The sequence below is a fragment of the Streptomyces sp. A1136 genome (genome assembly GCF_004795055.1).
Lineage (GTDB): Bacteria > Actinomycetota > Actinomycetes > Streptomycetales > Streptomycetaceae > Streptomyces.
Genome location: NZ_SSBJ01000008.1, coordinates 100830 through 121562 on the forward strand (window position 1 = coordinate 100830; position 20733 = coordinate 121562).

Sequence of the window (20733 nt, forward strand, 5' to 3'; positions counted from 1 at the left end):
TTGCCGAGCCCCGGGGGCGCCACGTTAATGGACGAGCGGCCCGCGTCCGGGCCCCGCGCACCCGTGCGCCTGCCTCTCACACGCGGAGATCCGCTTGGACATGCTGCAGGTTCGTTCCCGTCGCCGCCGGACACCGCCGTGCTGATGCCGGTCGGAACGGGGGCACGCGCCAGCCGGTGGGCCGGTCCGTGAGCTCCGCCTCCGCCCTTTCGGACGACCAGGTGCTCCTGGGCCTCGGCCTGATCGTCGTTCTGGCCGTGGGCTCCCAGCTGCTGGCGAGCCGGCTGCGCGTCCCCTCGCTGATCATCCTGCTGCCCGTCGGGTTCACCGCCGGGGCGCTGACCGATGAGGTGAACCCCGAGGAACTGCTGGGAGCCGGCTTCTCGCCGATGGTCTCGCTGGCCGTCGCGGTGATCCTCTACGACGCCGGGCTCGGCCTTGACCTGAAGAGGTTCAGGGCGCACACCCGCCGGGTCGTGGTGCGGCTGATCTGGTGCGGCGGGCTGCTCACCGCGGTGTCGGCGGCGCTGCTCGCCGGCGTTCTGCTGGGGATGTCGGACGGTGCGGCCGTGATGCTCGGGGCCATCCTGATCGTGTCCGGACCCACGGTCGTGGGACCGCTGCTCCACTTCGTACGCCCCACGGACCGGCTCCAGCACGTCCTCGTCTGGGAAGGGACGCTCATCGACCCCTTGGGGGCCATCCTGGGCGCCCTGGTGTTCCACGGCGTGGTGGTGGCGGGCAGACGCAAGGGCCTGGGGAGCGAGCTGGCGGAGTTCGCCCTCAGTGCCGTGGTGGGCCTGGCAGGCGGCGTCGTGGGAACCGCGGTGCTGGTGACGCTCCTGCGCAGGCTGCGCCCCGGGGCGGTCCTCGGCACCACCGTCCAGTTGGCGGCGGTGATCGGGGTGGCGGCGGCCTGCGATGTGATCCGGGACGACACCGGCCTGATCGCCGCCGTCCTGATGGGGCTGGCGGTGGCGAACCTGCCGCGGTCCGGTGTCGCCGCCCGGGACCCCTTCTTCGAGACCCTGGTCCATCTGGTCATCGGTCTGCTGTTCATCTCCATCTCGGCCACCGTCAGCCCTCAGTCCTTGCGGCACGTGGTGCTGCCGACCCTAGGTCTCGTCGCGGTCCTGGTCCTGGCGGTCCGGCCGCTCGTGGCGGCCGTCGCGTCCCTCGGTACGGACCTGACCCGCGGAGAGCGGGGGTTCCTCGGGTGGATGGCGCCGCGCGGCATCGTGGCCGCGGCCACCGCCTCGACGTTCTCCGCCACGCTGGCCGACAAGGGCGTGGGCGGCGCCTCGAAGATCCTTCCCGCCACCTTCCTGGTCATCGTGGCGACCGTCACGCTGTACGGGCTGACCGCCGCGCCGGTGGCGAAACGGTTGGGGGTCGTGCGCCCGTCGCGCTCCAGGCCGCTGCTCGTGGGCGGTGATCCGTGGGTGGTCGATCTGGGACTGGCCCTGCGGTCGGCCGGGCTGGAGGTCGTCATGTGGGCGGGGCACGACGCGCAGCGGGAGCGGATCGCGGCCGCCGGGCTGGAACTCGCCCCCGGGGAACTGTTTGCCGCGGCCACCGGCTCGGGCGCCGAGTTGGAGGGGCTCACCGGCGTCCTGCTCCTCACCGACGAGCCCGACTTCAACGCCCTGGCTTCCGTCAGTCTCCAGGGCGGTGTCGAGGGCGCGGTGTACCGCCTCGGGCCCGCCGCCGACACCGAGGGGGTCGTCGCCCCGTACACCGGTGGCCAGGTGCTCTTCGACGCCCCGCTGACCGGCGCCGAGCTGGCCCGCCGCTACGACCGGGGCGCCCGCCTGGTCACGCGTCGCCTCGACGGGCCGGTCCCCGCCGCACACCACCTGCTGTTCCTGGTGCGCCTGGACGGCACACTGCTGCCGGTGACCCGCTCCGGCGCTCCGACGCCGCGGTCCGGCGACATCGCCGTACTCCTGCGCGGCTGACCCCGGCCGAGAAGAACCGGTTCCTCAGCGCTGCGGCCCCCCGCCGAGGCGGGCGACGGCGCCGCGCGCCCGGGCCACGGTGTCCTCCGGGGCGGCCGTGGCGTCGACGGTCGCACCGGACTCGTCCGGTTCCAGCGGGTCGAGCGCCTCGAACTGTGAGTCGACCAGCAGGGCGGGCATGAAATGGCCTGGACGCCGGGAGACCCGCGCCCGGGCGGTGTCGCGGTCCAGCGCCAGGTAGAGGAACCAGACGTTCGGGGCGGCCCCGCGGAGTTCGTCGCGGTACGCGCGCTTGAGCGCCGAGCAGGAGACGACCAGCCCCCGGCCCGCCCGGGAGGACTGCCGGATCCGCTCCCTGAGCACGCCGAGCCAGGGGGCTCGGTCCGCGTCGTCCAGGGAGCGGCCGGCGGCCATCTTGGCGATGTTCGCGGTGGGATGTACATCGTCACCGTCCAGGAACGGCACCCCGAGTGCCTCTGCCAGGGCTTGGCCGACGGTGCTCTTCCCGGCGCCGGACACGCCCAGCACCACCACGATCACCGGTTCGTGCCCGGGCCCCGTCACGCGCCACCCGCTGTGTCCGCATCGGCCCCGACGGCCGTCCGCCGAGACCCGGTCACGACGGTGGGGTGCCGGACCCACCCCGGTCGGCGGCCGTGCGCCGCAGGTCGTTCTCGGCGAGGGGTTGCAGGGCGCCCTTGGTGTCCAGCCGGTAGAGCAGGACGAGGGGCGGTCCGACGAGCACCACCGCGATGACGGTGACGAGGAGCAGCCAGCGCAGGGTCGTCGACGCTCCGGCCGCCTGCTCCACGGTCAGCGAGGTGGGGATGAGGTAGGGCCGCTGGGCCAGCCCCCAGGCGACCACGACGAGGGCGACGCTGCCGACCGCCGTCAGCCTCGCCCAGCCGGTCGCCGTGCGGTACAGCAGTCCGGCGGTGGCCACGGCGCTGACCGCCGCCACCAGAACCAGGGCCAGGCCGATGCCACCGGTGAGGCCGTCGTAGACGTACCGCGCGTCGCGGTGGGTGACGGCGAGGCCGACGACCGCGAGGACGGCGATGACCCCGAGGCTGCACCAGGCCCGGAGCCGGAAGTAGCGAACGAGGTCGGGGGCATCGAAGCGGCGGGCGTCGGCGGTGAGGAACACCGCCCCCAGGAAGGCCGTCGCCGCGACGGTGAGCAACCCCGCGAGCACGGAGGTCCCGTTGGACCACGCGTCTGCGGAGGCCTGTGTTCCAGGAGCGACCCGGCCCGTGGCCAGGCCGCCGACCACCGCCCCGAGGAAGAAGGGCGTGAGCAGGGAGGACACCGCGAAGGCGGCTCCGTAGATCCTGCGCCGCGAGAGGCGTGTCATGGGCTTGCGCAGGGCGAAGCCCGCGCCGCGCAGGACGAGCCCGACGGCGGCGAGCGCCAAGGGCAGCCACATCGCCGAGAAGACCGTCTGGAACAGCACCGGAAAGCCCGTCCACATGATCACCAGGACGAAGATGAGCCAGACGTTGTTCGTCTCCCAGACCGGCTCCATGGCGTGGTCGATCAACCAACGGGGACGCCTGCCCCGTTCGGGGCCGCCCGCGCACAGGTCCCAGAAGCCGGCGCCGTAGTCGGTCCCGCCGGCGCACGCGTAGCCGGCCACCGCCGCCAGCAGCACCCACGCGACGACATCCTCGATCATGGCCCTCCTCCGTCACCGTGCGCGGTGCCGTGGTCCGGTGCGGCCGCGGCGGCCGGCCGGCGCGGACCGTAGGGCGTGTCGCCCTCCGGGGAACCCGCGGCGTGGGAGCCGACCGGTTGTTCGTCGGCGGCCCGCCACCGTGTGCGCATCGTGAGCAGGACGGCCAGGAAGGTGCCGAGGATCAGTGTGTAGACCACGACGACGATCGCGAGCATCGCCCACAACGACGCGGCCCGGGTGCCCGTGACGGCTTCGGACACCCGCATGTTCTGGTAGACGATCCAGGGCTGGCGGCCCACTTCGGTGGTGATCCAGCCGCATTCCACCGTCACCAGGCAGGCCGCTCCGGCCACCGCGGCGCACCGGAAGAACCAGGGTGAGCGCGGCAGCTCACGGCGGCGCAACCAGCACCACCCGTACCAGAGCGCGAGCAGGACGAGCAGGCTCCCGATCGTCACCATGATGTCGAACGCCCAGTGGGCGATCGTCGCCTGGGTCGCCGTCGGGCGGTCGCCGGCGGGCACCGCCGTCAGTCCCGTCACCCGGGTGTCCGGGCTGAAACCGGCGAGGATGGAGTCCAGTTGGGGGATCTTGATCCCGCCGGAGATCGACCCGTCCGGATGCAGGCGTCCGAACATGTATTCCGGTACGTGGGTATCGGTCTTCCAGACGATCTCGGTGGCCGCGAACTTCACCGGCTGCTTGTGGAAGACGGAGCGGGCGATGGAGTCCCCGAGCACGAACTGCACGGGGGTGAGGATCGCGGCGACGGTGAACGGCACGGTGAAGCCGAGCCGGTGGTAGCGGTCCCGCCGGCCGCGCAGCCAGCCGACCGCGTACACCCCCGCGACGACGTACCCGGCCGTGAGGACGACCCCCGCCACGAAGTGCCAGTACTCGGGCCCGAACATCGGCGTGAAGATCGCCCTGCGCACGTCGACGTCCACGGGGTCGCCGTCCGCGTCCAGCGTGAAGCCCCGCGGCGTGTTCATCCAGGAGTTCGCGGCGATGATGCCGAACGCCCCCATCAGCGCGGTCAGCGGCAGGGGCAGACCCAGCCAGAAGTGCGTCCACGGCTTGAGTCTGCGCCAGCCGTAGAGGTAGATCGCGATGAGGACGGCTTCCAGGAAGAAGGCCCACGCCTCGACCCCGAATCCGAGACCGAAGACATCGCCCCAGCGGCCCATCAGTCCCGGCCACAGCAGGCCGAACTCGAAGGAGAGCACGGTACCGGTGACGATGCCGATGGCGAACTGCACGGCCATGACCGCCGACCAGCGGCGGGCGAGCAGCAGGGCGACCGCGTCGCCCTTGCGCAGCCCGCGGTAGTGCATCAGGAGGGTGATGGCCGGCAGGGCCACGCCGAAGGGCACGAGCAGGATGTGGGAGGCCAGGGTGAAGGCCATGAGCTCACGGGCGGGGAGCAGCTGCGGCGGGGTGTCCGCCATGATCGCGATCGCGCTGTTCATGTGGGCCTTGGCGGTTCGTGTCGGACGGCGGGCGGACTGCGGGCTCAGCCGCCGGTGGCGAAGCCGGGGAACAGCGTCATTCCCCCGTCCACGAAGATCGTCGTCCCCACGACGTAGTCGAGCAGGTCGGAGGCGAGGAGGGTCACCGCGTTCGCGATGTCCTCGGGGTCGCCCACGCGGCGGTACGGGATGAGCCGCAGCAGGTCGGCCTCGGCTTCGGGGGTGTCCCAGGCGCTGCGGTTGATGGGGGTGCGGATCGCGCCCGGGGCGACGGCGTTCACCCGGATCCGTTGCGGGGCGAGTTCCTGCGCGAGCGTCTCCATGAGCATCTGCACGCCGCCCTTGGACGAGGCGTAGTTCACGTGCCCGGCCCAGGGGATGACCTGGTGCACCGAACTCATGCAAATGATCTTCCCGGCGGAGCGGGACACTTCCGGGACGACGCCGCGGCGCAGGAACTCCTTGGTCGCCTCGCGGGCGCACAGGAACTGACCGGTGAGGTTGACGTCCAGCACCTTGCGCCACTGGTCCATGGTCATGTCGGTGAAGGCGGCGTCCCTCTGGAGACCGGCGTTGGCCACCATGACGTCGATGGTCCCGAACTCCTCGACCATCCGGGCGACCATGTCGACGACCTGGTCCTCCTGCGACACGTCGGCCTCGTGCGCGTAGGCGCGGACCCCGAAGCCCTCGATCTCCCGGACCACCTCCTCGGCGGCGTCCTGCCCGGCGACGTAGTTCACGACCACGTCGGCGCCCGCCCGCCCGAGACCGATCGCGGTGGCCTTGCCGATGCCGGAGTTCGCTCCCGTCACCAGCGCCTTCTGCCCCTTGAGGATCGGGGGAACGAGGAGCGTTGGACCGTCACTGCCGCTGGCTTCCACTGAATCTCTCCCTGAGTGCCGAGGGGGCCACGCAATCCGCGCCACCACCAGAGCATCGCGTCCCTGCCCCGGCCCGGTGGCACGACTGCGGCTGCCCCTATGGTGTGCTCCCCCCGGCCGAACGGCTCAACGGCGGCTCGGGAGCCCCGCCGGCGAACGCGCCCACGGCGGGGCCGCCCCGGCCGAGGTGCGCCGCGATCCGGCCGGTGCTGCAATGGAACCACCCGGTGTGCGGGCTCCATGTGCTGTTCCCCCGCATCCCGACCGCCACCGGCGAGGACGGCGAAGATGCATCGGACGGGTGCCCAGTTCCGGCTGACCTGTGGTCCACAGACCGTCGTGGTCGTGGAGTCGGGCGGCGCCCTGCGCCATTACGCGGTCGCCGAGCGCCCGATCCTCGACGGCTTCGACGCCGACGACCCGATCGAGGGCGGACGCGGACAACTCCTCGTGCCGTGGCCCAACCGGATCGGAGACGGCCGGTACCGCTGGCACGGGCGGGAACTCCAATTGCCGGTGAACGAGGTCGAGCACGCCAACGCCATCCACGGCCTGCTGCGCTGGACGTCGTGGCAGCCGGTGGAACAGACCGACGGCCGCGTGGTGCTGACGACCACGCTCTGGCCGCAACCGGGGTACCCGTTCCATCTGGTGGCCCGAGCCGAGTACGCCCTCGACCGCCAGGGCCTGACGGTCACGCTGACCGCACGGAACGTGGGCGACACCCCCGCGCCGTACGGGGTGGGCCAGCACCCGTACCTGGCCGTGGGACCGGGCACGGTCGACGACACCCTGCTGACCGTGCCCGCCCGGACCTGGCTGCGCACCGACGACCGCGGCCTGCCCGTCGCGACCGAGACGGTCTCGGGGACCTCCAACGACTTCGGCGCGCCTCGGCCCATCGGCCCGCAGCGGCTGGACACGGCCTTCACCGACCTGCGACGGACCGCCGACGGGCGCGCCGTCGTACGTCTGTCCGAGCCGTCCGGTGCGTACGGTACCGATCTGTGGCTCGGCCAGGGTGCCGACTTCGTGCAGGTGTACACCGGGGACACGCTGGCCGAGCCCTACCGGCGCCGGAGCGTCGCCGTGGAGCCGATGAGCTGCGGACCCGACGCCTTCCGCCGCGACCCGGCGCAGGTGCGTCTCGAACCGGGGGCCCGGCACACCCTGCGGTGGGGGCTCGCACCCTGGCGAGGGTAGGGGTGGGGGGCGCCCACATGCGGTGGGCGGGAAGTGTGGTGGTGGGCTACATGTGCGGCCGACCTGGGCGTTCCTATGGTGTGGCGACACGGAACGTCCCCGTCAACGCCCCCGGAAGTGGTGCACATGGCCTCCAGCGCAGGCATGAGAAAGATCGTCGCCGCCAGCCTGATCGGGACCACCATCGAGTGGTACGACTTCTTCTTGTACGGCAGCGCCGCCGCCCTGGTGTTCAACAAGTTGTTCTTCCCGACCGCCGACCCGTTGACGGGGACGCTGATCGCCTTCGTCACCTACGCCATCGGCTTCCTGGCCCGCCCGCTCGGCGGGGTCGTCTTCGGGCACTTCGGGGACAAGGTCGGCCGCAAGAAGCTGCTCGTACTCAGCCTGTTGATGATGGGGGGCGCCACCTTCGCGATGGGGCTGCTGCCGACCTACGCGGGAATCGGCGTCGGGGCGCCGGTGCTGCTGACGGTGCTCCGGCTGGTGCAGGGGTTCGCGCTGGGCGGTGAGTGGGGAGGCGCCGTGCTGATCGTCTCCGAGCACGGCGGTGAGGAGCACCGGGGGTTCTGGGCCTCGTGGCCGCAGTCGGGCGCCCCCGGCGGGAACCTGCTCGCCACCGGGGTGTTGGCGCTGCTGGCGTCCGTGCAATCGGAGGAGGCCTTCCTCTCCTGGGGCTGGCGCGTCCCGTTCCTCCTGTCGGGCGTGCTGGTAGCCGCCGGTCTGTGGATCCGGATCTCCGTCGCGGAGTCCCCCGTCTTCCTCGCCGCGCAGGCCCGGGCCCGGCGGGACGAGAGCGCGGGCGGGGCGAAGGCCCCGGCCGTCGAGGTGCTGCGCAGGAGTTGGCGCGAGGTGCTGACCGCCATCGGCACCCGGTTCGGCGAGAACATCTCGTACTACGTCCTGACCTCCTTCCTCCTCGTCTATGTCACCACCCACCTCGGACTGCACAAGAGCAGCGCGCTCGACGCCGTGCTGATCGGCTCGGCCCTGCACTTCGTCACCATCCCCGCCTGGGGCGCGCTGTCGGACCGGATCGGCCGCCGGCCGGTGACGATGATCGGCTCGGTGGGCATGGCCGGCTGGGCGTTCGCCTTCTTCGCCCTGGTCGACTCGCGATCCTTCGCGGTGATCACGGTGGCGGTCACCGTCGGGCTGCTGTTGCACGGGGCGATGTACGGGCCGCAGGCCGCCTTCATCTCGGAGATGTTCGACACCGACGTCCGCTACTCGGGTGCCTCGATGGGCTCCCAGCTCGCCTCGATCGTCGCGGGGGCGCTCGCCCCGATCATCGCCGTCGAGCTCCTCAAGGACTTCGGCTCCTCCGCGCCCGTCTCCGTCTACCTCTGCGGCGCGGCCCTGGTCACCACGCTCACGGTGGCGTTCGCGAGGGAGACCCGCGGCCGGAGCCTGACGGCGGTCCGCGCCGCCCCGGCGGTGCCCGGTCAGCGGACATCCGCCCCGGCGGGGCAGCCGTTCGACGCGGCCTGAGCGCGGAGCGGGGGCGACCGCGGCAGCGGGTCCTCGCCGAAACCGGCCTCCCCGTCGGAGGCCCCGGGGAGGGACTGTCAGCATGGGCCGCGTGAACGATGCCTCCGACTCCCGCCCCCGCGTCGCCAACCCGGCGGCGGCCGCGCTGCGCACGCTGCTCGACCTGCTGGCCGAGGGCGCCCCGGCCGAGCGGTTCGCGGCGGCCGCCGGGCAGGCCCGTACCGACGGCGCCGACGAGGCGGAGCTCGCCTTCGTCGAGGACGCCACCCGCGTCGCGTCGGCCGTCAGCCGGACCCTCGGTCAGCATCGGCGCAGGGAGGCGGAGTTGACCGCCCTGTTCGACACGGCCGGCGACCTGGCCGCCCTGCGCGACCTGGACGCCGTACTACGGGCGATCGTCCGCCGGGCGAGGACCCTGCTGGGCACCGACGTCGCCTACCTCACCCTCAACGACCCGGCCGCGGGCGACACGTTCATGCGGGTCACGGACGGCTCGGTCTCGGCCGCCTTCCAGCAGTTGCGCCTGGGCATGGGAGAGGGACTCGGCGGTCTCGTCGCCCAGACGGCCCGGCCTTACGCGACCAGCGACTACGGGTCGGACGGCCGGTTCAAACACACCACGGTCATCGACCGCGGCGTCGGCGAGGAGGGGCTGCGGGGCATCCTGGGCGTGCCGCTGCGGGTGGGGACGCGGGTGATCGGCGTGCTGTACGCGGCCGATCGCGCCGTCCGGGCGTTCGCCCCCGACGCGGTCGCCCTGCTCTCCTCGCTCGCCGACCACGCCGCGGTGGCCATCGACGGGGCCCGCCTGCTGGAGGAGACGCGGGCCGCACTGCGCGAGCTGGGCGACGCCAACGAGACGGTCCGCGCGCACAGCGAAGCGATGCGCCTGGCGACCGAGACCCACGACCGGCTCACCGATCTCGTGTTGCGCGGCGGTGACGTGGGCGACCTCGCGCGGGACGTCGCCGGTCTCCTGGGCGGCGGCATCGTGGTCCACGACGCCGACGGCACCGAACTGGCCCGGGTCCGCGCCGACCCCCTGGCCGCACCGGACCGGGGGGTGGCGCGGTCCCGTACCGGCGGGCGCGCCGTGGTCGTGGACGGCGTATGGGTCTGGGCGGTCATGGCCGGTACCGAACTCCTCGGCAGCGTCGCCCTGACCGGTCGGGCCGGCCTCACCGACTCCGAACGTCGCCTGTTCGAGCGGGCCGGTCTGGTCACAGCCCTCCTCCTGCTGCTGCGGCGTTCCATAGCGGAGGCGGAGGACCGGGTACGCGGCGAACTGCTCGGCGACCTGCTCACGCCGGAGGTCGCGGGGCGGTCGCACGACGGGGCGAGCCGGCACCTCCGGGCCCGCCGGCTGGGCCTGGACCTGTCCCGACCGCACGTCGTGCTCGCGCTCCGGTGCGACGCGGGGGTACGGGGCCGCGTGGCCTCGGAGGCGGCCCGCCGCGCACGCGCCGCCCAGGGGCTGTCCGGCGTGCACCAGGGCCTCGTCGTGATGGTGACCCCGGCGCGAAACCCCGGTGAGCTCGCCCGGTCGCTGGCCGCCGAACTGGGGCACGCCCTCGGGGTCCCGGTGACGGTGGGCGCGGCCGGCCCCGCCGACCACCCGGGCGCCTTGCCGGCCGTGTACGCGGAGGCCCTGCGGTGTGTGGAGGCCCTGCACTCCCTCGGACAGTCCGGCCGGGGCGCCGGCATGGCCGATCTGGGTTTCCTCGGCGTACTGCTCGGGGAGCGCGCCGATGTGAGCGGCTACGTCGACCGGGTGCTGGGCCCCGTCATCGCGTACGACGCCCGGCGCGGGACGGAACTCGTCCGTACGCTGGATGCCTACTTCGCCCACGGCGCGAGCCTGTCCAAGGCGAAGGAGGCCCTGCACGTGCACGTCAATACGGTGGTGCAGCGGCTGGACCGGATCGGTCGGCTCCTCGGTGACGACTGGAACGCCCCCGCCGCCGCGCTGGAACTCCAGCTCGCCCTTCGTCTGTACCGTCTGACCTCGTGACTCACCGGTGAGCTATGTTTGATCACGAGTGATGAGAAGGAGGCCCGTCGGTGTCATCCGGGCAGCAGGAACGCGCTCAGGCGGCCGCCATCACGCCGAGCGGGCAGGCCGCGGAGCACGAGCGCGCCCCCGCCGACCGGGTCCGGGCGCTGTTCGACGGACACCCCCTGTCCCCGGGTCAGCGGCGGATCGCCCAGTACCTGATCGACCACCTCACCGAGGCCGCGTTCCTCTCGATCACCGAACTCGCGGAACGGGTCGGCGTGAGCCAGCCGTCCGTGACCCGGTTCGCCTCGGCGCTGGGCTTCAGCGGTTATCCCGCCCTGCGCGAGGTGTTGCAGCCGATCGCGCTGAACGCGGTTGCCGGCTACCCGGAGAGCCGGGAGCAGATCCGCCACAACGAGCTCCAGGCGGCGGTGGACGCCGAGATCGAGAACCTGGAGAACGTGCGCCGGTTGCTGGCCGACACCAATCAGATCCTCGACATCGGCCGGGACCTGGCCCGGTCGGTCCCCCTCACCGTGCTCGGTCTGCGGATCTCCGTCTCCCTCGCCGAGTACTTCGCCTACGCGGCCCGGCGCATCCACCCCGACGTACGCCTGGTGACGGGGGGCGGCAGCGTCGCCTACGACGCGCTGCTCCAGGCCCGGGCGGCGGGCGGCACCTGGGTGTTGGCCTTCGCCATGCCCCGGCACGCCAAGGAAACCCTGTCCGCGGTGCGGGCGGCCCGCAGCGCCGGGCTGCGCGTGGCGCTGATCACCGATCCGACGCTGGGCCCGCTGGTGGAGGAGGCTGACGTGGTGCTCACCGCGGGCACCGGTTCGCGGCTGGTCTTCGACTCGTACGCGGCGCCCGGGGTGCTGTCGGCGGCCCTCCTCCAGGCCATGGCGGACGCGGACCCGGAACGGACGCAGGCGCGCCTCGAAAGCTATGAGCAGGCCGCTGACCTGCACGGTTTCTTCCTTTAGAGCGGAGGCTCAGCCTCCTTTTCCGGATGGAACCGTTCATTCAGCGGAGGTATGAATTTTTTCATACGCTTGCTTACTCGACGGTATATATGTTTACTGAGCGCGCGGCCGGAATCCACCAGATGCCAGGGAGAGCGACCCCACGCCTTCCCGAGCGAGCACCCAGCAGCGAGCGCCTCCTCCTCACGCCCGCTTCCGGGTACCCGATCCGGGCTTTCGGATCCCGTCGACCGCCGTGGCGGCCTCGATCAACCCCTGGGTCGAGGCCGCCCACCCCCTCTCGATCAGAGTTCGACACCACTCGGAAGCGACGAGAATGCCCCAGACGGCCTCTGTCACCCTCAGCCCGGACTGGCCCTGTCAGGTCAAGGCCCCCGGAAACCACGACTGGGAGCGCACCGCCATCCGCTGGCTGCGCGACCTGCTGCCGGCCCGGTACGCGGGCTACTCGACGCTCAACCGCCACCCCGTGCTCCTGACCCGGCACGCGCGCCTCCAACTCCAGCACGAGATGCGCGCCGTGCGGGTGGCCCTGGAGACCTGCCGGGCCGAACTGCCCTCGCTGGGTGTCGCCGAGGCCGTCATCGAGAACACCATCCGGATGTACGCCGTAGAACTCGACCAACTCGCCCGGCTGGCCAGGGGCGTACGCCTGATCACCGACGCCCTCCTCGTCGGCGGCGCACCCCGCCGACGCTAGGCCCCCCGTCGAAAAGGGCGCCGTCCGGGCCCGGGCCGTCAGGCCGGCATCCGGGGCAGGGTCGCCACCAGGCGGGCGCCGCCCGCCGGGGCGGTGTGGACCGCGAGGGAGCCGCCCAGGCTGCCGGCGATGTCCCGGGCTATGGCCAGGCCCAGGCCCGACCCTCCCGCGTCCCGGCTGCGGGCGTCGTCCAGCCGAGTGAACCGTTCGAAGACCCGTTCCCGGTCCGCGACCGCGATCCCCGGCCCGTCGTCGGACACCTCCAGCACGACGACGTCCCGCGCCGCGTCCTCCCGTAGAACCAGCGATACCCGCCCGGCGGCGTGCCGTTGGGCGTTGTCCAGCAGGTTCGTGACGAGTCGGGCCAGCCACAGCGTGCTTCCGCGCACCGTGACGTCGGGCGCGAGTTCCGTCTCTACCGGGACGCGGTCGCCCCCGCGCGGGCGCGCGGCCTCCCGGGCGACCCCGGTGAGGTCGACGACGGCGGCCGGGGCCGGTTCGGCGGTGTCCAGACGTGCCAACAGGAGCAGGTCCGCCGCGAGGTCCTGCAGCCGGACCGTGTCCTCCAGCGCGCCGCTCACCAACTCGCCCCACAGGGCCGGGTCGGGATGCGCCCGCGCGACCTCCAACTGCGTACGGAGCACCGTGATGGGGCTGCGCAGCTCGTGCGAGGCGTCCGCGATGAACTGCCGCTGGCGGATGCCCGCGGCTTCGAGCCGGTCCAAGGTCGCGTTCACCGTCACGGCGAGCCGGGCCACCTCGTCCTCGCTGCGCGGCACGGGAACCCGTCGGTGCAGGTCACGCTCGCTGATCTCGGCGACCTCGGCGCGGATCGCCTCGACGGGCCGCAGCGCCCAGCCCGTCACGCGCCAGGTGACCAGGGCGACGGTCAGCACGAGCAGCGGCACCATGACCGCCAGTGCGGCGGTGATCATGTCCCCGGCGGCGTCGGCCTGCCGCAGTGAGGTGCCCGCGTAGACGGTGACCGGCCCCGACGCGGTGGCGGTGGTGACCTGTACGACGCGCTGGCGGTGTTCCCCGCGTACGGGGCGGCCGTTCCACGCGCCCCGGACGGTCCCGGGGCCGCCGGGCCGGGTCCCGGAGACCGCCGGACGGCCGAGGAGGTTCGGGCTCGCCGCCAGCACCCGGCCCCCGCCGTCCACGACCTGGAGGAAATCCGTTCCGCGCCCGGCGGGCAGTACGGGGTCCAGACGGCCCCCCGCCGCCAGTGCGGCCGTCGCCATCGCCTGCCGCTCGGCGTCGTCCTGGGCGCTGCGCATCAGGTTGCCGTGGAGCAGTCCGAGCAGGGCGAAGGAGACCGCCCCGAGGGCGAGCGCGACCACGGCGGACGCCCCGAGCGTCGCCCGGGCGCGTACGGAACGGGGCCACAGCCCCCGGGCCAGGAGGCGGCGTACGGCCAGGGCCCGCGCGCGCGGCCGGGCGGCGGGCCGGGGGGTCGGCTCAGCCACCGTCGGCCGCCAGCCGGTATCCGGCGCCGCGCACGGTCTCCACCGAGGCCCGGCCGAAGGGCGCGTCGATCTTCCGGCGCAGGGCGCTGACGTGGACCTCGACGACGTTCAGGTCACCGTCGTAGGCGGCGTCCCAGACGTTCTCCAGGATCTCCCGCTTGGGAACCACCTCCCCGGCCCGCCGGGCGAGGTACTCCAGCACGGCGAACTCCCTTGAGGTGAGGCGGGCTTCGGCCCCGCCGCGGGTGCACCGCTGCGCGGCCGGGTCGACCACCAGGTCCCCGAAGGTCATGACCTGCGGGCTGCGGCGGCCGGTGCGCCGGATCAAGGCACGGAGCCGGGCCACGAGGACGACGTAGGAGAAGGGCTTGGAGAGGAAGTCGTCCGCGCCGGTGTCCAGGGCCTCGGCCTCGTCGTACTCGCCGTCCTTGGCGGTGAGCATCAAGATCCCCGATTCGCAGCCGGCCGCGCGCAGCCGGGCGCAGACCCGGTAGCCGTTGAGGCCCGGCAGCATGATGTCGAGCACGATGGCGTCGTAGTCGTGCTCCGCCGCCAGCCACAGCCCCTGGGTGCCGTCGTGGGCGACGTCGACCGAAAAGCCCTCGGCTCCCAGCCCCCGCTGTAGGGCGGCGGCCAGCCGCCGCTCGTCCTCGACCACCAGTACGCGCATGGGGTCAAGGTACTCAGGTTCGCCCGGGAGGTCGCTGAAGGGGTCTTCAGCTCGCTTCAGCGCAGCTTCAGGATGCGCCGCGCACGATCTGCCCTGCCGGGCGGTGCGCCCGGAGTACGCGAGGAGCGATCAGATGACCCAGTCCACTCCCCAACCGCCCGGACACCCGGCGGACGCGGGCGAGACGAAAGCGGTCGCCGCGGGGCGTCGTGGCCGGTTCGTGCGGCTGACCCGGCGGGGGCGCACGCGATGGGTGGCCCTCGGCCTGGTGGTGCTCGTCGGCGGCGGCGCCGCGGCGGCGGCCGTCGCCGTGGCGGAGCACCGCCACGAGGCACGCGAGGGGCACCCGGCCTTCGCCGCCGGGCACGAGCGGGGCGACGGCCCGAAGGGCGGCCGCGGCGACGGGAAGTCCCACGCCTTCGGTCGCCACGAGGGTGACGGCGCGCCCGGACGGGCCCGCAACGGCCGCGGGTTCCCCGGGGCCGACGGCGCCGGGACGGTCGCCCCGGCGCCGCTGCCCGCGCTGGCGGCCTCCCAGGCCGCGGACAAGGCGGCGCAAGCCGTGTCGGGCGGCAAGGTGCAGTCCCTGCGCGTGGTGGTGGAGCAGGGCGGGGCGAGCGCGTGGGAGGCCGTGGTCCTCGGCCCCGACGGCGTCCGGCACGACGTCACCCTCTCCGGGAGCGACGGCACGGTGACGGGCAACACGGTGCTGGAGAAGGGTGTGAAGGCGCCGCGCTGACGCTCAGTCGGCGTCGAGGAGACGCCGGGCCGTCTCGCGCATCTCGACCTTGCGGACCTTCCCGGTGACGGTCATCGGGAACTCGTCCACGACCTGGACGTAGCGCGGGATCTTGAAGTGGGCGAGGCGGCCGGCGCAGTACGCGCGGACGGCTTCCGCGGTCAGCGGCTCGGCGCCCTCGCGCATCCGGACCCAGGCCATCAGCTCCTCCCCGTATTTGGCGTCGGGGACACCGATGACCTGCACGTCCAGGACGTCGGGGTGCCCGTGGAGGAACTCCTCGATCTCGCGCGGGTAGATGTTCTCGCCGCCGCGGATCACCATGTCCTTGATCCGGCCGGTGATGCTCAGGTAGCCGTCGTCGTCCATGACGGCCAGGTCCCCGGTGTGCATCCACCGGGCCGCGTCGACGGCTTCGGCGGTCCGCTCGGGCTCGCCCCAGTAGCCCAGCATGACGGAATAGCCCCGGGTGCACAGTTCGCCCGGCTCGCCCCGGGGCACGGTCCGTCCGGAGGACGGGTCGACCACCTTGACCTCCAGGTGGGGACCGACACGGCCCACGGTCGACACCCTGCGTTCGACGGAGTCGTCCGCGCGGGTCTGCGTCGACACCGGTGAGGTCTCCGTCATGCCGTAGCAGATGGAGACCTCCGTCATGCCCATCCGTTCGATGACCTCCTTCATCACCTCGACGGGGCACGGTGAGCCCGCCATGATGCCGGTGCGGAGACTGGAGAGGTCGTACGCGGCGAAGCCCGGGTCGGCGAGTTCGGCGATGAACATCGTCGGTACGCCGTACAGCGAGGTGCACGCCTCGGCCTCCACCGCGGCCAGGGTGGCGCCCGGTTCGAAGGACGGGGCGGGGATGACGAGCGCCGCCCCGTGGCTCGTACACGCGAGCGCTCCCATCACCATGCCGAAGCAGTGGTAGAAGGGGACCGGGACGCAGACCCGGTCCTGCTCGGTGTAGTGGCACAACTCCCCCACGAAGAAACCGTTGTTGAGGATGTTGTGGTGGGACAGCGTCGCGCCCTTGGGGAAGCCGGTGGTCCCGGAGGTGTACTGGATGTTCACGGGGTCGTCGGGACTCAGCGCGGCCTGCGCCCGGGCCAGCTCGGCGGGATCGCCCAGCCGGCCGCGCTCCAGCAGGGCGTCCCACCGTGCGTCGCCGAACAGGACCACGCGTTCCAGCTCCGGGCAGCGAGGGCGGGCCTCCTCGATCATGGCGGCGTAGTCGGAGGTCCTGAACCGGTCGGCGGCGGCCAGCAGCCGGATGCCCGACTGCCGCAGCACGTACTCCAACTCGTGCGAGCGGTAGGCCGGGTTCACGGTGACGAGGATCGCCCCGATCTTGGCGGTGGCGTACTGGACCAGCGTCCATTCGGGGCGGTTGGGTGCCCAGACGCCGACCCGGTCGCCCTTGGTGATGCCCAGGTCCAACAGGCCGAGCGCGAGCGCGTCGACGTCCGCCGCCAGCTCCGCGTACGTCCAGCGGCGCCCGGAGGCCATGTCGACGAGGGCGTCCCGCCCCGGGAACCTGCGCGCGGTGCGGTCCAGGTTCGCGCCGATCGTGTCGCCGAGCAGCGGCACTTCGTGGACCCCGTACGCGTAGCTGGACTCTGCGGACACACGCCCTCCCGGAATCGGTGGTGCGCACGGGCCCGGTGGGCCGGCGCCCCCCTATGATCACCGCGCGGGGCCGTCGGGGCCAGGGGCTCGCGCGGTGATCGTGGGGGCGCCGGGTCAGGCCGAGGGGACCTCTCGCGCCAGTTCCCGCGCCAGCTCCTCCGGGAGGCGGCCGGTGTGCAGGACCCCGAGGGTCTGCGTCGCACGGGTCAGCGCCACGTACAGGTCGCTCGGCGCGATGTCCGCCGGCTCCACCACGAGGACCGTGTCGAACTCCAGCCCCTTGGCCTGGCGCGGGTCGAGGAGCACGACCGTGTGGGTGAGGTCCGGTTCCGCGCCGGCCCGTACGCCCGGCAGCGCCGCGGCCAGGGCCTCGTGCAGCGGGCGCGGGGCGATCACCGCGAGCCGGCCCTCCGCCGGGGTACCCGCGCGCACCGCCTCGGCGACCGCGGCGGGGAGGTCGTCGGCCGCCCCGGCCCACGGCCGTACGCCGGTGGAACGCACGGAGCGGGGCGGTTCGAACCCCGGGTGCCGGGCCAGCAGGACGGCGGACGCGACGTCCATGATCTCGGCGGGCGTACGGTAGTTCACCCCGAGCCGCACCAGGTCCCAGCGGTCGCCGACGTACGGCGCCAAAATGCGCTTCCAGGAGCCGCAGCCCGCCTCGTCGCCCGTCTGGGCGGGGTCCCCGACCAGGGTCATGGAGCGGGTGGGGCAACGCCGCAAGAGCAGCCGCCAGGCCATCGCGGACAACTCCTGCGCCTCGTCGACGATGACGTGGCCGAAGGCCCAGGTCCGGTCGGCGGCGGCCCGTTCGGCGGCGCTGCGGTGGTCGGCCTCCTCGTGCCGCTCGGCCATCCGCTCGGCGTCGATGATGTCGTGCGCGGCGAGGTACTCGTTCTCGGTGTCCTCGAACTCGTAGGACTCCGAGCCCTGGGAGAGATCGAGGACGCCCTGCGCGTACGCGATGCGCTCCAGCCGCTCCCGCTCGCGGGCGGCGCGGCGCGCGCTGTCGTCCTCGCCGAGCAGTTCGGCGGCCTCGTCGAGCAGCGGGATGTCGGCGGGGGTCCAGCCCGTCTCCGTCGCGGGCCGGCGGATCAGCTCGGCGTCGGCGGCGTCCAGGTGCGTGGGGTCTTCGAGGAAGTCGGTGATCAGCTGCTCGGGGGTGATCGGCGGCCAGAGGGCGTCGATGGCCGCGTGCACCTCGGTGCTGGTGGCGATCTCCTTGCCGAGCTGGGCGATGTCGTCGGGTCCCAGCAGGTTGGGCCCGCCGTACGGGTCCGCGCCGAGCCGGTCGGCGAGCTGCTCGGTGAGTGCGTCGATGATCCGGAAGGCGAAGTAGGGCCGCGCCAGGTTGTGCGGGAGACCGGTGCCGCGCGCCCGGTCGCGGGCCTCGTGGGCCATCGTCCGGTCCAGCAGCAACGTCCCGTAGTCGTCGTGGTCGATCTCCAGGGCCGGCTCCGGGACCACGGAGCTGTCCTCGCCGCTGCCGGCCGGGACCGTTTCCGGCAGCGCCTGCCGGTCGCTCACGACGCGGGCGAGTACCTCCGCCATCGCCGCGCGGCCCTTCACCTCCGCGGCGCCGGGGCGGTCGACGCCGGTGGCGTGGACGCCGGGGAAGAGCTCGCCGACCGTGGCGAGGAGCACGCCCGTCTCGCCGAGCGAGGGGAGCACCTCGCCGATGTAGCCGAGGAACGCCGGGTTGGGGCCGACGATCAGCACGCCGCGCTTGGCGAGCAGTTCCCGGTACGCGTACAGGAGGTAGGCGGCGCGGTGGAGGGCGACCGCCGTCTTGCCCGTGCCGGGGCCTCCCTCGACCACCAGGACGCCGGCGTGCGGGGAGCGGATGATCCGGTCCTGCTCCGCCTGGATGGTCCGCACGATGTCGTGCATCCGCCCGGTTCGGGCGGCGTCGAGGGCGGCGAGCAGCACGGCGTCCGCGTCGGCCCCTTCGAGGCCGGTGCGTTCGGTGTCGGTGAGGTCGAGGATCTCGTCGTGCAGTGCGGTGACCTCGCGGCCCCGGGTGGTGATGTGCCGGCGCCGGCGCAGCCCCATGGGGTGGTGTCCGGTGGCCAGGTAGAAGGGGCGGGCGACGTCGGCGCGCCAGTCGAGGACGAGGGGGGTGCGGTCCGGGTCGTCCTGCCTGATTCCGATGCGGCCGATGTGGTGGTCCCGGCCGTCGGAGAACTCCAGCCGCCCGAAACACAATCCGTTCTCCCCGGAGTTCAGAGCGGAAAGGAGACCGGACTGCTCGGCGACCAGCACATCCCGTTCCAGGCGCGCCTGGAACCCGCTGCCAGGCTCGGCGAGCGCGCTCCGGACGGCGCGTTCGGCCTGGTCACGCAGGGCGTCGAGGCGTACGTAGAGCCCGGTGATGAATTGCTGCTCATTCCGGAATTCCTCGGTTGACAATTCCACTCCTGACGCGATACAGTGTCCACGTAAAGCTTCTCCACGTTCCCTCGCGGGTCGACGTGAAATAACCAATATACGCAGAGAATCGCCCCGGCCGCCATTGAGGCCCGGGGTTTTTTGTTGTGGGCGCCCGACTCTCGTCCGTCTCCGCCGTCCCACTAGGGTGGGTCGGCCGAAGTACCCACATATGCCGGGCCGCGGTGTCGCCGCGTGGCAGGAGATGGAGCCCCCATGGACGTTCAGCACTTCACGCGGATCACCGCCTTCATCGAGGCGCGCCTCACCCCGCTGTTCGCCGCCGAGACCGGCAGCGAGAACGGCTTCGCGATGGACGACACCTCCCGTGCCCTGCGCGCCTTGCGCGGCGCGGTGCTGGAGGCGTCCGCGGTCAAGGGCCTCATCGGGCGGCGGGCCGAGGCGGAGCCCGCCCTCCGCCGCGCCATCGACCAGTCGGTGGAACACCACTGGGACGTCCTGCGCGGCATCGCCCGCCAGTGGGAGGACCACCCCGACTTCGCCCGCGAGTTCAAGCGCCACGCCTGGGAACTCGACGGGGCGCCCGCCGCGGGCTGACCGCGCCCGACACAGGCCTCCTGACGCCCCGCGGGCGCCCGGTGCGTCATCGTGGCCGTATGACGGAGCGAAGGTTCGACGTGTGGGCGGCGGGAGACGCCTACGAGAGGTACATGGGGCGCTGGAGCCGCCTCGTCGCCGGCCGGTTCGTGGACTGGCTGGGCGTCGGGGACGACGGGGTGTGGCTCGACGCGTGCTGTGGCACCGGGGCCCTGACCTCCTCGATCACCGGTCTGGCCCGGCCCCGGCTGGTCGTGGGAGTCGACCGGTCCGCCGGGTACGTCGCGGCGGCGCGCGCCGTCGCGACGGGTCCGGCGGCGCGGTTCTTACTGGCCGACGCGCTGTCCCTGCCCGTTCGCGACGGGACCTGCGACGCCGTGGTCAGCGCGCTCGCCCTCAACTTCCTGCCCGCACCGGGCGCCGCGGTCGCCGAGGCGGCGCGCGCGGCGCGCCCGGGCGGACTCGTCGCCTGTTACGTATGGGACTACGCCGAGGGCATGGGGCTCCTGCGCCGCTTCTGGGACGCCGCCGCATCGCTGGACGCGGCGGCGGTCGAGCTGGACGAGGGGCGCCGCTTCGGGCTCTGCAGCCCGGAGGCACTGCGCGCCCTGTGGACGTCGGCGGGGTTGGACGGCGTGCACGTCGCCCCGATCGAGGTGCGGGCGGAGTTCGCCGCCTTCGGCGACCTGTGGGAGCCGTTCCTCTCCGGCCAGGGCCCCGCCCCCGGCTACGTCGCCGCCCTCGCCCCGCCCGACCGGGAGAGGCTGCGCGAGGCGTTGCGCTCCTCCTTGCCGGCCCGGCCGGACGGGTCCCTCGCGCTGGGCCTGCGCGCGTGGGCCGTCCTGGGCCGGAAGCCGTCCGCCGGCGCGGCCTGAGTCGGCC

The 20733-nt window shown here is 73.0% G+C and carries 17 protein-coding genes; 9 read left to right on the forward strand and 8 right to left on the reverse strand.

Features of this window, described 5'->3' with window-relative positions:
- Nucleotides 1–188 precede the first annotated feature (188 nt).
- A complete protein-coding gene (locus tag E6R62_RS10245; protein ID WP_136213041.1) occupies nt 189–1958 on the forward strand; it encodes a sodium:proton antiporter in 1770 nt (589 codons plus the stop codon).
- 24 nt (nt 1959–1982) lie between these two features.
- On the opposite strand, the gene E6R62_RS10250 is transcribed toward E6R62_RS10245, so the two are convergent.
- The 4 genes from E6R62_RS10250 to E6R62_RS10265 are packed head-to-tail and all read right to left on the reverse strand — an operon-like array spanning nt 1983 to nt 5986.
- Nucleotides 1983–2522: a gluconokinase gene (locus E6R62_RS10250; protein WP_136213042.1), complete on the reverse strand. Its 540-nt coding sequence runs from the start codon at nt 2520–2522 to the stop codon at nt 1983–1985.
- Between the two features lie 52 nt (nt 2523–2574).
- Nucleotides 2575–3633, reverse strand: coding sequence for a cytochrome d ubiquinol oxidase subunit II (locus tag E6R62_RS10255; protein WP_136213043.1), 1059 nt, complete (start codon nt 3631–3633; stop codon nt 2575–2577).
- Complete coding sequence (locus E6R62_RS10260; RefSeq protein ID WP_136213044.1) at nt 3630–5102, reverse strand: cytochrome ubiquinol oxidase subunit I; 1473 nt, start codon at nt 5100–5102, stop codon at nt 3630–3632. The genes E6R62_RS10255 and E6R62_RS10260 overlap by 4 nt, the downstream gene beginning before the upstream one ends.
- Nucleotides 5103–5146: 44 nt before the next feature.
- Nucleotides 5147–5986 (reverse strand): SDR family oxidoreductase, encoded by an 840-nt coding sequence (locus E6R62_RS10265; RefSeq protein WP_136213045.1) that lies wholly within the window; start codon nt 5984–5986, stop codon nt 5147–5149.
- A gap of 288 nt (nt 5987–6274) precedes the next feature.
- Between E6R62_RS10265 and E6R62_RS10270 the strand changes: the two genes are divergently transcribed.
- The 5 genes from E6R62_RS10270 (at nt 6275) to E6R62_RS10290 (ending at nt 12359) form a co-directional block, all read left to right on the forward strand.
- The gene (locus tag E6R62_RS10270) at nt 6275–7189 is read left to right on the forward strand and encodes an aldose 1-epimerase family protein (protein ID WP_168714016.1); all 915 of its coding nucleotides are present in this window, start codon (nt 6275–6277) and stop codon (nt 7187–7189) included.
- 126 nt (nt 7190–7315) lie between these two features.
- Nucleotides 7316–8680: an MFS transporter gene (locus E6R62_RS10275; RefSeq protein ID WP_240801586.1), complete on the forward strand. Its 1365-nt coding sequence runs from the start codon at nt 7316–7318 to the stop codon at nt 8678–8680.
- Nucleotides 8681–8771: 91 nt separating this feature from the next.
- Nucleotides 8772–10691 (forward strand): GAF domain-containing protein, encoded by a 1920-nt coding sequence (locus E6R62_RS10280; RefSeq protein WP_240801587.1) that lies wholly within the window; start codon nt 8772–8774, stop codon nt 10689–10691.
- A gap of 50 nt (nt 10692–10741) precedes the next feature.
- On the forward strand, nt 10742–11659 hold the full coding sequence (locus tag E6R62_RS10285; protein WP_136213049.1) for a MurR/RpiR family transcriptional regulator: 918 nt from the start codon (nt 10742–10744) through the stop codon (nt 11657–11659).
- A 316-nt stretch (nt 11660–11975) separates the two neighbouring features.
- Complete coding sequence (locus E6R62_RS10290; RefSeq protein WP_136213050.1) at nt 11976–12359, forward strand: hypothetical protein; 384 nt, start codon at nt 11976–11978, stop codon at nt 12357–12359.
- A 38-nt stretch (nt 12360–12397) separates the two neighbouring features.
- Here E6R62_RS10290 and E6R62_RS10295 read toward each other — a convergent pair whose 3' ends face one another.
- On the reverse strand, nt 12398–13750 hold the full coding sequence (locus tag E6R62_RS10295; RefSeq protein ID WP_136213143.1) for a cell wall metabolism sensor histidine kinase WalK: 1353 nt from the start codon (nt 13748–13750) through the stop codon (nt 12398–12400).
- Nucleotides 13751–13820: 70 nt separating this feature from the next.
- Nucleotides 13821–14498 (reverse strand): response regulator transcription factor, encoded by a 678-nt coding sequence (locus E6R62_RS10300; protein WP_136213051.1) that lies wholly within the window; start codon nt 14496–14498, stop codon nt 13821–13823.
- A gap of 133 nt (nt 14499–14631) precedes the next feature.
- Between E6R62_RS10300 and E6R62_RS10305 the strand changes: the two genes are divergently transcribed.
- On the forward strand, nt 14632–15237 hold the full coding sequence (locus E6R62_RS10305) for a hypothetical protein (RefSeq protein WP_136213052.1): 606 nt from the start codon (nt 14632–14634) through the stop codon (nt 15235–15237).
- A 3-nt stretch (nt 15238–15240) separates the two neighbouring features.
- Here E6R62_RS10305 and E6R62_RS10310 read toward each other — a convergent pair whose 3' ends face one another.
- Nucleotides 15241–16866, reverse strand: a complete 1626-nt coding sequence (locus E6R62_RS10310) for an AMP-binding protein (protein WP_136213053.1) — start codon at nt 16864–16866, stop codon at nt 15241–15243.
- Nucleotides 16867–16980: 114 nt separating this feature from the next.
- Entirely contained in the window at nt 16981–19275 is a 2295-nt protein-coding gene (locus E6R62_RS10315; RefSeq protein ID WP_136213054.1) for an AAA family ATPase, read from the reverse strand.
- A gap of 234 nt (nt 19276–19509) precedes the next feature.
- Here E6R62_RS10315 and E6R62_RS10320 point away from each other — a divergent pair, with 234 nt between their 5' ends.
- The gene (locus tag E6R62_RS10320; protein ID WP_136213055.1) at nt 19510–19851 is read left to right on the forward strand and encodes a hypothetical protein; all 342 of its coding nucleotides are present in this window, start codon (nt 19510–19512) and stop codon (nt 19849–19851) included.
- A gap of 59 nt (nt 19852–19910) precedes the next feature.
- A complete protein-coding gene (locus tag E6R62_RS10325; protein ID WP_136213056.1) occupies nt 19911–20726 on the forward strand; it encodes a class I SAM-dependent methyltransferase in 816 nt (271 codons plus the stop codon).
- The last annotated feature ends 7 nt before the right edge of the window (nt 20727–20733 follow it).

Excerpts from the sequence above, each read along its gene's own strand:
- E6R62_RS10260 (WP_136213044.1), bottom strand. The coding sequence starts at position 5,102 with ATGAACAGCGCGATCGCGATCATGGCGGACACCCCGCCGCAGCTGCTC.
- E6R62_RS10325 (WP_136213056.1), top strand. The coding sequence starts at position 19,911 with ATGACGGAGCGAAGGTTCGACGTGTGGGCGGCGGGAGACGCCTACGAG.
- E6R62_RS10320 (WP_136213055.1), top strand. The coding sequence starts at position 19,510 with ATGGACGTTCAGCACTTCACGCGGATCACCGCCTTCATCGAGGCGCGC.
- E6R62_RS10255 (WP_136213043.1), bottom strand. The coding sequence starts at position 3,633 with ATGATCGAGGATGTCGTCGCGTGGGTGCTGCTGGCGGCGGTGGCCGGC.
- E6R62_RS10290 (WP_136213050.1), top strand. The coding sequence starts at position 11,976 with ATGCCCCAGACGGCCTCTGTCACCCTCAGCCCGGACTGGCCCTGTCAG.
- E6R62_RS10275 (WP_240801586.1), top strand. The coding sequence starts at position 7,316 with ATGGCCTCCAGCGCAGGCATGAGAAAGATCGTCGCCGCCAGCCTGATC.
- E6R62_RS10300 (WP_136213051.1), bottom strand. The coding sequence starts at position 14,498 with ATGCGCGTACTGGTGGTCGAGGACGAGCGGCGGCTGGCCGCCGCCCTA.
- E6R62_RS10305 (WP_136213052.1), top strand. The coding sequence starts at position 14,632 with ATGACCCAGTCCACTCCCCAACCGCCCGGACACCCGGCGGACGCGGGC.
- E6R62_RS10270 (WP_168714016.1), top strand. The coding sequence starts at position 6,275 with ATGCATCGGACGGGTGCCCAGTTCCGGCTGACCTGTGGTCCACAGACC.